Annotated in this window: 15 protein-coding genes; 2 read left to right on the forward strand and 13 right to left on the reverse strand. The window is 37.5% G+C overall.

Going from position 1 to position 13,009, the window contains the following annotated elements; translation table 11 throughout:
• Positions 1–320: 320 nt before the first annotated feature.
• Positions 321–683, reverse strand: a complete 363-nt coding sequence (ssb, locus tag BG04_RS10710; RefSeq protein WP_016765913.1) for a single-stranded DNA-binding protein — start codon at positions 681–683, stop codon at positions 321–323.
• Between the two features lie 96 nt (positions 684–779).
• On the opposite strand from ssb, the gene BG04_RS10715 reads away from it, so the two are divergent.
• Both BG04_RS10715 and BG04_RS10720 read left to right on the forward strand, forming a co-directional pair.
• The gene (locus BG04_RS10715) at positions 780–1,217 is read left to right on the forward strand and encodes a YwpF-like family protein (RefSeq protein ID WP_013085451.1); all 438 of its coding nucleotides are present in this window, start codon (positions 780–782) and stop codon (positions 1,215–1,217) included.
• A gap of 523 nt (positions 1,218–1,740) precedes the next feature.
• The gene (locus tag BG04_RS10720; protein WP_034648293.1) at positions 1,741–2,163 is read left to right on the forward strand and encodes a helix-turn-helix domain-containing protein; all 423 of its coding nucleotides are present in this window, start codon (positions 1,741–1,743) and stop codon (positions 2,161–2,163) included.
• A 28-nt stretch (positions 2,164–2,191) separates the two neighbouring features.
• Here BG04_RS10720 and fabZ read toward each other — a convergent pair whose 3' ends face one another.
• From fabZ to atpD, 12 genes are all read right to left on the reverse strand, one after another.
• A complete protein-coding gene (gene fabZ, locus BG04_RS10725) occupies positions 2,192–2,626 on the reverse strand; it encodes a 3-hydroxyacyl-ACP dehydratase FabZ (protein WP_013059788.1) in 435 nt (144 codons plus the stop codon).
• An 83-nt stretch (positions 2,627–2,709) separates the two neighbouring features.
• Complete coding sequence (locus tag BG04_RS10730) at positions 2,710–3,531, reverse strand: flagellar hook-basal body protein (protein WP_034648291.1); 822 nt, start codon at positions 3,529–3,531, stop codon at positions 2,710–2,712.
• A 23-nt stretch (positions 3,532–3,554) separates the two neighbouring features.
• Complete coding sequence (locus BG04_RS10735; RefSeq protein WP_034648289.1) at positions 3,555–4,379, reverse strand: flagellar hook-basal body protein; 825 nt, start codon at positions 4,377–4,379, stop codon at positions 3,555–3,557.
• 114 nt (positions 4,380–4,493) lie between these two features.
• Entirely contained in the window at positions 4,494–5,495 is a 1,002-nt protein-coding gene (gene mreB / locus BG04_RS10740) for a rod shape-determining protein (protein WP_013085455.1), read from the reverse strand.
• Between the two features lie 186 nt (positions 5,496–5,681).
• Positions 5,682–5,945, reverse strand: a complete 264-nt coding sequence (gene spoIIID / locus BG04_RS10745) for a sporulation transcriptional regulator SpoIIID (RefSeq protein WP_013059792.1) — start codon at positions 5,943–5,945, stop codon at positions 5,682–5,684.
• Positions 5,946–6,220: 275 nt separating this feature from the next.
• A complete protein-coding gene (spoIIQ, locus tag BG04_RS10750) occupies positions 6,221–7,051 on the reverse strand; it encodes a stage II sporulation protein SpoIIQ (RefSeq protein ID WP_016765919.1) in 831 nt (276 codons plus the stop codon).
• Positions 7,052–7,213: 162 nt separating this feature from the next.
• Positions 7,214–8,236, reverse strand: coding sequence for a stage II sporulation protein D (gene spoIID / locus BG04_RS10755; RefSeq protein WP_034648286.1), 1,023 nt, complete (start codon positions 8,234–8,236; stop codon positions 7,214–7,216).
• A gap of 162 nt (positions 8,237–8,398) precedes the next feature.
• Positions 8,399–9,703: a UDP-N-acetylglucosamine 1-carboxyvinyltransferase gene (gene murA / locus BG04_RS10760; RefSeq protein ID WP_013085458.1), complete on the reverse strand. Its 1,305-nt coding sequence runs from the start codon at positions 9,701–9,703 to the stop codon at positions 8,399–8,401.
• A 31-nt stretch (positions 9,704–9,734) separates the two neighbouring features.
• Entirely contained in the window at positions 9,735–10,475 is a 741-nt protein-coding gene (locus BG04_RS10765; protein WP_034648283.1) for a YwmB family TATA-box binding protein, read from the reverse strand.
• Between the two features lie 160 nt (positions 10,476–10,635).
• Positions 10,636–10,872, reverse strand: coding sequence for a DUF1146 family protein (locus BG04_RS10770; protein WP_013059797.1), 237 nt, complete (start codon positions 10,870–10,872; stop codon positions 10,636–10,638).
• Between the two features lie 274 nt (positions 10,873–11,146).
• Positions 11,147–11,551: a F0F1 ATP synthase subunit epsilon gene (locus BG04_RS10775; RefSeq protein ID WP_013085460.1), complete on the reverse strand. Its 405-nt coding sequence runs from the start codon at positions 11,549–11,551 to the stop codon at positions 11,147–11,149.
• Positions 11,552–11,577: 26 nt separating this feature from the next.
• Positions 11,578–12,999: a F0F1 ATP synthase subunit beta gene (gene atpD, locus BG04_RS10780; protein WP_013059799.1), complete on the reverse strand. Its 1,422-nt coding sequence runs from the start codon at positions 12,997–12,999 to the stop codon at positions 11,578–11,580.
• Positions 13,000–13,009 lie beyond the last annotated feature (10 nt).

Genomic DNA, 13,009 nt, shown 5'->3' on the forward strand with positions numbered 1-13,009 from the left:
ATCAGCCGTCCGCGGAAAGCGAAGCCTTGCACGGAAATCAACAGTGGTTTAACAAATGATCCATACTAGCTCATCCCATTTGTTTGTCTTTAGATTGCATTAATTCAGTTATGTCTCAATCTCTTATATACAGAAAAAAACCGTTAAATGATTTAACGGCTGAAATAGAGGAATAGTTCGGGGATAGTGAATACTTTAATTTTCTCTCTTGAGAACATAGAAAGAGCCTTGCTCTTAAAAAGGATCTATCTTCTATTATGATAGATAAGAGGAATTAAAACCTTAGCTGAACTAATCACCCCCTTTCATACTAGATAACTTTATTCTTCTTGTTGATTTGAATCAAATGAAGAAAAACCGGATGGCTTTCCACTTAAAAACTTAACAGCATCAGCCACAACGTCGGTCATATATACTCGTTGCTGAAGATTATTTTCAAATGTGCGCGTTTGTACACGCCCTACTACACCTACAACCGCTCCTTTATCACAGTAAGCAGCCGTATTTTCTGCATTTTTTCTCCACAGAGTAATGTTGACAAAATCAGCATCATATTCACCTTCAACATTTCGAAACGTTCGATTAATTGCTAAAGTAATAGTAGATACTGCAATCCCTTCATGGGTATATCTAAGCTCAGGTTTTTTTGTCAGTCTTCCTACAAGAACAATATGGTTAATCATAGTCTACCACTCCAACTGATTGAATAATGGGAATCTTTAAGCTCATTCATGTTATAATATGGATAACCTACTATTTACGTAAAGGAGGAAACATCAATGAAAACATTTAAACTTGTGTCATTTCAATTGGTTGATGATCAAGAAAAGCGTCAGTCTGTCTCACTCACTAATGGCCTTATTATTAATAAAGAAGACGGCGAAAATAACTGGATTTTAGAAGCAGTTATCGATAAGAAATGGTACGATGAATTTCATGTTTTGTTGAAAGATAAACAAAAAATAACGGTAGAAGCTAAAATTACGAAAGAAACAAATGATCCGGCTACCTTTATAGCTACCGTGGCTTCCATTACTTCAATTGGTGAAAATCGTATTAGTTTGTTGATGAAAGGTGTTTTAAAAGAACGGAGACTTCATTATGCTGAAATGCTCTTAGAGGATTTAATTAACCAAGGGTTATCAGGTCAAGATTTACTTCAACAGTTCAAACTGCAGCTTCGAAACAGACCGATAAAAAGTACATCTAAAAAATAAGTCAAGTCATCTCAAGGTGTCTGGATTTAAAAGGGAGGATTATTGTTTGCGGCCTTTTTCGTTGGTGCATGAGTAGGGTAAAGAAAAGAGAACTCACTGGAGAGGTACCTTTCTTTTTTTCCTAAAAATAAATGAGCACAACTAGAACGTTTGAAGCGATTATCTCTTATGCGAGCGCCTTGCCTTTTCAAATAAAAATTTGTCATTTTTTCACTCCTTTTTCTTTGTAATTCGTATATTAATGCATTTTTCCCCGTTATTCAACCATTTTTTTCAATATACCGAACAAAAAATAGGATTTTTTTACTATAAAAACCTCTATTTTTGTTCTTTTTTTTATATCCATGAAGAAAAACGAATCTTTTTAGAGAAAAAAAAGAAATAAAAACAGGTTTTATTCCCTTTATTGCAGAAGGTAAAGTGTATATGTTTCATATTGTGCGAATTCATCATGTTACAAAGAATATGAACTACATTCGAACAATAAGACATATATTTATCTTTACGAAATCAGGTGATGCATATGAAAGATTTTGGAGAAAGAATTAAACAGTTCAGACTAAAAGGAGGATTTTCACAAGAAGAATTAGCAAATCAGTTGAATGTTTCTCGTACAACTATTTCAAAATGGGAATGTTCAAAACAAACACCTTCTATTTTTGATTTTTTATCTTTATGTAATTGTTTTCAAATTACGCTGGACCAACTTATTGAGCCTTCCTCTTATAAACAAGATCATTTACATGACTTCCAACTTCTTTACTTAACAAGAAAATGTGAATCGGATTCACATGACGAGACCATTTTAACCCTCATAGATAAACAGCCCTTATTGAAACATGTGCTCTTACAATTTTCATCTCTGTCACCAACACTTCAAAAAGAGTTGCTAACGGATATTATACCTTTATTAAAGAAACTTTTTTCTGCTTTGCAGCGCCAATAAAAAAAGCTGCATCAGCAGCTCTTATGTACTATTCTTTTTTATCGCCTAAAGCAAACATAATATCTGTTTCGCAGACTAACTCTCCATCTACAGTTGCGATACCTTTTCCTTTGCCAATAGATCCACGCGCACGTACAATTTCCACCTCTAAACGCAGTTGATCACCAGGTCTTACTTGCTTTTTAAAGCGGCAGTTGTCAATGCCTGCAAAAAATGCTAAACGTCCTTGATTTTCTTCTTTTTTTAGCATAGCTACTGCTCCTACCTGAGCCAAAGCTTCTACAATTAAAACCCCTGGCATCACAGGATAGTCAGGGAAATGCCCGTTAAAAAATTCTTCATTGGCAGATACGTTTTTTAAACCAACTGCTTTTTTTCCCTCTTCCACTTCTAAAATACGATCGACCAATAAAAATGGATATCGGTGTGGAATAATTTCTTTAATTTGTTCAATATCAAGCATAAATAAGTCTCCTTTCAAACCGCATGTAACATACGATACTATTATCAATATACAGAATGCTCAATTGAGAAGCAACTACTTGCTTAAGCTCTGATTCCATTAACCAAGCCCATCATTTGATCTGCAATTGAAATAGAGCGGGAATTAAATTGATACGCACGTTGAGCAATGGACATATCAGTAAGTTCTTTACTCAAATCTACATTTGACTGTTCCAATTTCCCTTGCTCTACGCCTGCTGTTTCTCGAGCTTTTCCAGTCAAATCTGTAAACATATTCGGTTGGTTCATCCCTGCTGGAAAAGCAAATAGATTTTCTCCTTTAGCTTCTAGCACCTGCGGCTTTTGGACATTTGTTAACCCAAGTGTAAACTGGTCAACACCCTTATTCGTAGTAACCGTTATCGTTCCACTTCCATCAATTTGTATATCTTTGAACGCGTTACTGAAAATAATAGCTTGACCATTTTCCCCCAGCACATCCTGACCAGAACCGTTTACTAATTTAACATTGTTCGGGCCTTCAGGGCTAAGATGAAAAGAACCATCTCTCGTATATTGTACAGGCTGTTGGGAATCGTTTACGGCAACTTGAAAATAAACGTTTGGATTTGATGCAGCTACATCTAATAGTTTATCTGTATTCTGAAAAGCACCCTGCGTCATATTCAAGCTCGTTTGATCTAAATAAGCGCCTGTGCCTTGCCGAATTCCAGCTGGCGTAAGCCGCTTTTCTGTTCCCTTATCTTCTTGATTGTTCACTTGTTGATACAGCATATCATTAAATGAAGCATCTCTCGCTTTATATCCTGTCGTATTTGTATTAGATAGATTATGGCCAATGACATCAAGCTGCTGCTGCAGCTGTCCCATCGTATTAGCCGCTGTTATCATTGTAAGGTTCATCCTTCTCATCTCCCCTGTTGCTTTTAGCGCACACGCCCAATTTCATTTGCCGCTTTATCCATGCTTCTATCGTAAGCTTGCATTATTTTTTGATTTGCCTCAAAAGCTCTGTAAGCCGTTAGTAAATCAGTCATACTTTGAGCAGCATCTACATTGGAACGTTCAACAAATCCTTGCTTTAACTGATAAGAAATGCCTGGATTATTCCTAGCTGAAGGCAAGGGCTGATTGTTCAGCGTTTCATACAATCCATTCCCTGCCTTTTTAATCGTTTGTAAGTCACTAGCATAAGCAATATCGATTTGTGCAACCTGCTGATTATTTTCCGTTACGTTACCTTGTGAATCAACTGTAAAGTTTTCACTTTTTAGTTGAATTGGTTGATTATTTGTATTTAATACATAAGCTCCGGTAGACGTAGTTAAAAACCCTTGCTGATCTAATGTAAAATTACTGTTTCTTGTATATTGAGGCGTATTATCAGGGCTTTGTACCACAAAAAATAGTCCGCCCTCTTTTGTAGGCATATTTTGCTCCATCAATGCAATATCAGTTGATTGAGACGTTTGCTGAAGATCACCTTGTGTAAAATTTGGAACTGTTTCTTGCATATACACGCCCGTATTAATCGTACCTATTTCTTTTTTGTTCTGAACAGAGATGCTACGGTCAGTAGGTAAATCTTCAGATTCCATTCGCTGCAGCAACATATCAGGAAATGCCTTTAACGTACCTTGATCTGCTTTAAATCCCAGCGTATTAGCATTTGCTATGTTATTCGTTAATAAGTCAGTTTGACGCTGTTGAGACAGCATACCCGCTGCTGCCGTGTAAAACCCTTTAAACATACTTCATCCTCCTTACAAGTAAACGTTGCTCGTTATAGCCAGCTCACAGAGTATAATAGATAAAAGAAGAGACTCCTCTGTATGAAACGAGCCAATAGAGGAGTCTTCATTTATTTAAACAATATTGCGACGAGATAGTTTATCAATATTATCGAGCATAATACCTGTTCCAACAGCTACACAGCCCATTGGGTTTTCTGCAATTAGCACAGGCACCTTTAATTCTTCCGCTAACAGCTGGTCCATACCGTGAAGCAATGCTCCACCGCCAGTTAAAATAACGCCTCTGTCTATAATATCGGCAGAAAGTTCAGGAGGTGTACGCTCTAATACACTTTTCGAAGCTTGTACAATGACGCTGACAGACTCTCTAAGTGCCTCCTCTACTTCTTCAGAATAAACAGTAATCGTACGAGGTAGGCCTGAAACCATGTCTCGCCCTCGAATGTCCAGCTCTTCATTACGAGCTTTAGGAAACACCGTACCAATTTTCACTTTAATTTCTTCTGCTGTACGCTCTCCGATTAAGAGCTTATATTTTTGCTTAATGTACTGCAAAATTTCGGCATCAAAACGATCACCAGCCATCTTAATAGAAGCTGCTGTTACGATATCGCCCATTGAAAGGACGGCCACATCGGTTGTACCTCCACCAATATCTACGACCATATTTCCGCTCGGCTGAAAGATATCCATTCCAGCGCCAATTGCCGCGACTTTTGGTTCTTCTTCCAAATAAATGGTTTTTCCACCGCTCTTTTCAGCAGCTTCGCGAATGGCTTTTTGTTCAACAGAGGTAATATTTGTTGGACAACAAATTAAAATGCGAGGCTTGGATAAAAAACCTTTTACATTTAATTTGTTAATAAAGTGTTTGAGCATAGACTCTGTAATTTCGAAGTCAGCGATAACACCATCTTTTAAGGGACGAATGGCAATAATATTACTGGGCGTTCTTCCTACCATACGTCTCGCTTCTTCCCCTACTGCTAGCACTCTATTTGTATTTTTATCAATCGCCACAACAGACGGTTCATTTAACACAATTCCTTTGCCTTTAACGTGAATTAAGACGTTAGCTGTACCTAAATCGATACCAATGTCTTTTGCTAACATACCTTAAATCCTCCTTCTATTTACATATCTTTGCATGATAACCATTCTTTTTTCCTAATTTACTATTTTATCACAATTTGTATATGTATGTTGTTATTAGCAAAAATATTTATTATATACCTATTTTATCCAAAAAATAAAATGCCCTATACTACCTCTATAAAAAAGGCAATATTGGGCATTTTTTCATTTTACAGTTTCTTCTTCCTTTTTGTACTTTAATTTTGTTGCTTCTCCCCCACGCAAATGCCGAATAGATTTATGATAATCAAGAATTTCTTTTACTTCATTTGCTAACTCAGGATTTATTTCTGGTAGACGCTCTGTTAAATCTTTATGGACAGTACTTTTCGAAACGCCAAATTCTTTCGCAATTACACGAACTGTTTTCTTTGTTTCTACAATATACTTTCCAATCTTGATAGTTCTCTCTTTGATGTAATCGTGCACACTACTCGCCCTCCCCAAATTGGATATGAGAAGTATCCAAGGGAATGTATATATTATCCCTTTTCTAACATTCTCTTTATAGGTTTGTAACAGTTTATTAGCTTGTGTGCAGATATATGCTAGAAAAGTCAGTAAGGACAAGTGATTTCTTATATTTTTTTGAAAATTTAGTGTTTTTTATTTACTTTTTTGACATAATGCATCTCATTTTAGAAAAATTCATAAAAAAAGAAGCTCGATTTTATCCAGCTTCTTTTCGTATTTATGGTCTTGCCTTATGCATTTGGTTTAGACGTATCTGTTGAAGGGTGTTTTGAATCTTTATCTTCTTTAGTCTTTTCATCAGATGATTTTTCGCTATCCTTTGATTCTTCAGAAGAAGAGTCGTCTTTTGGTTCTGTCACTTCAGCTGCTTTGACTTCTTTGATAGAACTAACAGATTTTCCAAAATAACTGCTTGGATTAATTGCTACACCATCTTTACGAACTTCAAAATGTACATGTGTTTTTGCTTCTTGATTATATAAGCTTTTTCCAGCTTTTGCGATGGTTTGGCCTTGTTTAACAATATCTCCTACTTCTACATCAGCTTTCTCAAGAGATTGATACTGTGTGACTAAACCATCTTTGTGATCAATTTCTACTACATAACCTAGTAAAGGATCTTTTGTTGCTTTTGTTACTGTACCGCTAGCTGCTGCTACAACATCAAATGATTTATCTCCCTTAACAGCTAAGTCAACACCTGTGTTTGGATGATACGTATTGTTGTAGAAAACTAGTGCTTCTTCTTGCTGTTTTTCAGATGCTTGATCGTCGTAGAAAGGCTTTTTCACGATAGCTGATGCTTCACTAGCAACTGGCATCTTTAAATTTTCAAGCGAAGCATTTACCTCTACAGCGTCGTCTCGATAAGCCGTACCGTCTTGGCTATAGCCGCTTTTGTCTTCTTTGCTAATATCGTTTCCATTAGCTTGAAACCAAAGGACTGCTGTAAGAATAATTGCTGCACTCGCTAAATAGATAGCCGGGAACACCCAACGCTTTCTAACTAATTTTTGAACTTTCGATTTTGGAGAAGTACGTTTCTTTTCTTCCTCTCTCATATATCATCACCTCAGCAATCAGTCTGAACACAATTGAATGAATATATACACAGCGATAAAAAATTTTTTTCGATTATTTTTCAACAGATGAATCTAAAATATACATTTTATTTAAAAAAAGTGAAAAACATAAAAAAAGACCCTTCTATAAGGGTCTTTGAATTAGCGTTTAGCTGTCAATTGTGCAACAAACTGATCGTTAGGGGTAATCGCAACACCTGTATAATAATGAGTAACAATATCTTTATAGGTTTTTCCTTCTAGTGCCATACCATTTGCTCCGTACTGACTCATCCCAATACCATGTCCATATCCTTTTGTGTTGATGATAATCTCATTACCTTTTTTTGTCCAATGAAAGTCGGCTGAGGATAAACCCAGTTTTTCTCGAACATCTTTTCCCGACAGTTCTTTACCGTTTATCTTTACGTAATCTACGCGCTGACCCGGCGTTCTAGAGACAATTTCACCTACTGATCCAGTGTTTGTTAATTTCACTCCAAGCCTCTGTTCAAAGCTAGCAACAGACATTACTTTCTGATTTGTAAATTCAGGGGACTTTTTATCCCACGGACTAGCTACACTTTTTAGATAAGGAATGGAATTCTTCCAATACGCTTCTGAATTTTCAGTGTAACCATTGCTGGTAGAAAAGAACGTAGCATTAATTGGCTTATTTTTATACGTAAGAATTTGACCTTGGGTGTCCTTCACTGCTTCTTGAATTTTTTTGATTTTCCAATCATAGTCTTTGTTCCATCTGCTTCTTAGCTCATCTTTATTTAAATATACTTGGTACTCTACGGTATCAGTCACATCCGCTCCTTGGGGAAGATGACTATTTCCATTCATCATAGTTTGCACAATATAGGTTCTGGCTGCCAAACTTTGAGCCTTAAGTGCTTCAAGCTCAAAAGTAGCAGGCATTTCAGCTGCTACTACCCCTACAAGATAGTCTTCGAGCGGCAGTTTTTCTACTTTTTTCGTTTCCGTACGATAAACACTGACGTCAAGAGGAGACGCTGTCACTTTTTGTAGTTTTTCGGTTTTTGGGGTCTGTTCGACATTTTCATGTAGCTTTCCATCTGTCTTTTCAGTAAAAGGAACAACGAGAAGTGTTGGGATGAGTAACACAACGAAAAAAAAGATGACTCCTAGTACGACGATTGGCTTTGCTTGTTTCATGAACGCCTAGCCTCCATATCTATTATTTTGACAAGGAACACCTATATCCCTATATTTCATATGTATGGAGGTGGACAACCTTTTATGACAGCAAACCGGCCATAAGGGTCGTCCAACGACAAAAAAAGCATCTCGCTATGAGATGCTTTTTTTATGACATATTTACTTGACGTCTGAAGCCTGTTGAGTTTGTTCTACTTGCTTTGTTTCATCATTTACACGTTCAATATCAGCGCCTAAAGCGGCTAATTTATTGTGGAAATTTACATAACCACGATCAAGGTGTTTTAATTCCGTTACACGCGTATAGCCGTCTGCTACAAGTCCTGCTAATGTTAACGCTGCTGCTGCACGAAGATCTGTTGCTGCTACTTCAGCGCCTTGTAGTTGAGTAGGTCCGTTAATGATAACAGAGCGCCCTTCAATTTTAATATCAGCGTTCATGCGGCGAAACTCTTCTACGTGCATAAAGCGGTTTTCAAAAACTGTTTCTGTAATCATACTTGTGCCTTCTGCTGCTAACAATAATGCCATCATTTGAGATTGCATATCTGTAGGGAACCCTGGATGAGGCATTGTTTTAATATCTACTGATTTTAGCTTTTCAGGTCCTACAACACGTAAGCCGTCGCCTTCTTCAGTAATTTCAACACCCATTTCTTCCATTTTAGCAACAAGTGAACTGATGTGCTCTGCTACTGCACCGCGTACAAGTACGTTTCCACCTGTAATAGCTGCTGCTACCATGAATGTTCCAGCTTCGATACGATCTGGAATAATTGCATGTTCTGCACCATATAATTTATTAACACCTTCAATACGGATCGTACCAGTTCCTGCACCGCGAACTTTAGCACCCATTGCGTTTAAGAAGTTTGCTAAATCGACAATCTCAGGTTCTTTTGCTACGTTTTCCATAATTGTAGTGCCTTCCGCTAATGCTGCTGCCATCATAATATTTTCTGTGGCGCCTACACTTGGGAAGTCTAAATAAATTTTAGCACCTTTTAGTCTTCCTTCAACTTTTGCATCAATAAAACCATTTCCTACTTGAACTTTAGCACCCATTGCTTCAAAGCCTTTAAGATGCTGATCAATCGGTCTTGATCCAATTGCACATCCGCCAGGTAAAGCTACACGAGCCTCACCTGTACGCGCCAATAAAGGACCCATTACAAGTACTGAAGCGCGCATTTTTCTTACATATTCAAAAGGTGCATCTGTTTTTAACTCTCTTGATGCATCTACAACTACACGATTTGTTTCAAAATCTACTTCTGCATTCAGATGTCTTAAAACTTCGCCAATCGTAAATACATCGGAGAGAGCTGGTACATCATTTAGAATTGTTTTTCCTTCACTAGCTAATAAGGTTGCAGTGATAATAGGTAAAACGGCGTTTTTTGCTCCTTCAACTTTAACTGTACCGCTTAATCTATTTCCACCGCGGACGATGATTTTTTCCAAGGTATTCCCCTCCGCGTCCATTTTCTCTATATTAATATTCAGACGTAATGATAGGTGTGCCAACAACTATGGTTGTTTGACCGCCCATTCTTGTCTTGCGTAATGCAATTTGTAAGTTCATTTCCTGCTTTTTCGTTTGAAGAGCTTCTTTCCACAGTCCAGTATATGCTGAAACAGAGGTAAATGACTCTTCCACTAGAGATTCCACTGGTTTAGCATTGAAAGCTCGTAATAGGTCTTGAATTTCAACAGACAAAACACTTTCCATCTTATCATTGATTTCCCCAGTTACACAAGAGAAAATTATGGGTTCTGATAGGAAAATTTTTTCATAATTTGTCTGAAATACATTTTGAAAATGGGTCATATTTTTTTCTTTCAAACCTTGTCCCGTTACATGATACGATATGTACGCATTGCTGTGTTCATCGATCGCATAAGTTAACAGAATGACTTCGTTCACATCTTCACTTTTGCGTGTACCTATTGCTTTCCATAGGTCTCTTTCCCTCTTCACTTCCCATTTAAAACCTCTAAAATTACTTTTAATACTTTTAGCTTGCGAATAAAAGGTTTTTTGGTCAGTAACAGCTTTTACTTCTTCTCTTGCATACAACGATACTTCAGTTAACGAAACATGCTGCTTATTTAAGGTGTGAACAATCTTCTCAATAGTAGTTTCATTGTTTTGGGCATTGCTCACATAACTTCCATGATATACGAATAAGCCAGTAATGAAAATAGCCAAAAAGACACTAATTTTTTTAAACATTTCGCCACTCCCTCTCCGTACTCATCAGTCTTTCCAGAAGGCGATGATACATACATGAAAAGGGTCGTCATATTTAGACATAGCGACATACATTAGCGTATAAATTCGTATATCTTCAATGAATGAACGCCTATTTTATCATAGACTCATAGCTTGCCAATCATTGAAAAAATGAGGGAATGCGCTGTGACCAAAATAAATAATCCAAAAAGAAATTACTTACTGTTGATGAAATCGTAATGGTCAATAAAATAAGCATTAATTTTGCTTGAAACACATGATTAGGTTTCATCAGCTTTTCAATTTGAAAGCCTTGCAAAGCATACCAAGTAATCACAATAAAAATCAAATGTGAAATCATGGTTAGTAACGTTTGCTGTTCAATTCCTCCAAACAATAAAAGCACTCCTTTTAAACACCATATGAAAAGAAGAGACGATCATCGTCTCTTCTTTTCATATTAAAGCACAATTATGCAAATTCGTAAACGGTAACATGAAAAACATTTATTTTATTCCCTATTTTAAGATCCTTTTCCACTATTGAGCAAAATAAAGAAGATAGATGCGCTTAGTTAAATGGAATATATAATCATAGATCAATGCTATTTGCTCTTCCCTTTTTGTATAATAGAGCAAAAAAGCCCTCTCATTCGTTTGAGAGGGCTTTTTTTAGAACTTACGTTGACTAATATCTAAACGATTGACTGCCCGTTTTAAGGCAATTTCAGCACGCTTAACATCAACGTCATCTTGTTTGCTATCAAGGCGCATTTCAGCGCGCTTTTTCGCTTCTTCTGCACGAGCTATGTCAATCTCTTCAGCTGTTTCAGCAGCCTGTGCAAGAATTGTTACTTTGTCAGGTCTTACTTCAAGAAATCCTCCGCTAACAGCCACAAGTTCTGTACTGCTTGCTTTCTTCAAGCGGACGGCTCCAATTTGTAAAGGAGCAACCATCGGAATATGGCCATGTAAAATACCAAGCTCACCACTCTGTGCTCGGGTACTTACCATTTCCACTTCTGATTCGTAAACTGGGCCATCAGGAGTCACTACACTGACATGGATTGTCTTCATTTAAAAAACCTCCTATGTCCCTTAAATTAAACTTCTACTCCCATACGTTTCGCATTTTCAATAACTTCTTCAATGCGACCAACTAAACGGAACGCATCTTCAGGTAAATGATCGTATTTACCTTCCAAGATCTCTTTAAATCCTTTAACAGTTTCTTTTACAGGAACATAAGAACCTTTTTGACCTGTAAATTGTTCTGCTACGTGGAAGTTTTGAGATAAGAAGAATTGAACGCGACGAGCACGTTGTACAACAAGTTTATCTTCATCAGATAACTCATCCATACCTAGGATTGCAATGATATCTTGTAACTCTTTATAACGCTGTAACGTTTGTTGAACTTGACGCGCAATTGCATAGTGCTCTTCTCCAACAATTTCAGGAGATAAAGCGCGAGATGTAGATGCTAATGGATCTACCGCAGGGTAAATACCCATCTCTGATAATTTACGCTCTAAGTTTGTTGTTGCATCTAAGTGAGCAAATGTTGTCGCTGGAGCTGGATCCGTATAGTCATCGGCTGGTACGTAAATCGCTTGAATCGATGTTACAGAACCTACGCTTGTTGACGTAATACGCTCTTGAAGCTGACCCATTTCTGTCGCTAACGTTGGCTGATAACCTACTGCTGATGGCATACGGCCAAGTAATGCTGATACTTCCGAACCCGCTTGTGTGAAACGGAAGATATTATCAATAAAGAATAATACGTCTTGACCTTGTTCGTCACGGAAGTATTCTGCCATTGTTAATCCTGTTAATGCAACACGTTGACGTGCACCAGGTGGCTCATTCATTTGTCCAAATACCATAGCCGTCTTCTTAATAACACCAGAATCTGTCATTTCATGGTATAAGTCATTACCTTCACGCGTACGCTCACCTACACCAGCGAATACTGAAATACCGCCGTGCTCTTGAGCAATGTTATTGATTAATTCTTGAATCAATACTGTTTTACCTACACCGGCACCACCGAATAGACCGATTTTTCCACCTTTAATGTAAGGAGCTAATAAGTCTACTACTTTAATACCCGTTTCAAGAATTTCAGCTTGTGTAGATAGATTTTCGAACTTTGGTGCTTGACGGTGAATTGGATCACGACGTGCACCTGCATCGATTGGGGCGTCTAAGTCGATTTTTTCACCTAATACGTTAAATACACGACCTAACGTAACGTCACCAACTGGTACTGAGATTGCTGCACCTGTATCTTCTACTTCTAATCCACGAACTAAGCCGTCAGTGGATGACATTGCTACTGTACGAACTGTGTTATCACCTAAGTGAATCGCAACTTCTAATGTTAATTCGATTGCAACTTCACTTGCACTGCTCGGTTTATGTGAAATTTTAAGGGCGTTATAAATTGCCGGAAGGTGTCCGTTGTCAAACTTTACGTCTACAACTGGACCCATGATTTGAGTAACGCGTCCTTTTGTCATCGTGTTCCCT

This window comes from Priestia megaterium NBRC 15308 = ATCC 14581 (assembly GCF_000832985.1).
Classification (GTDB): Bacteria; Bacillota; Bacilli; order Bacillales; family Bacillaceae_H; genus Priestia; species Priestia megaterium.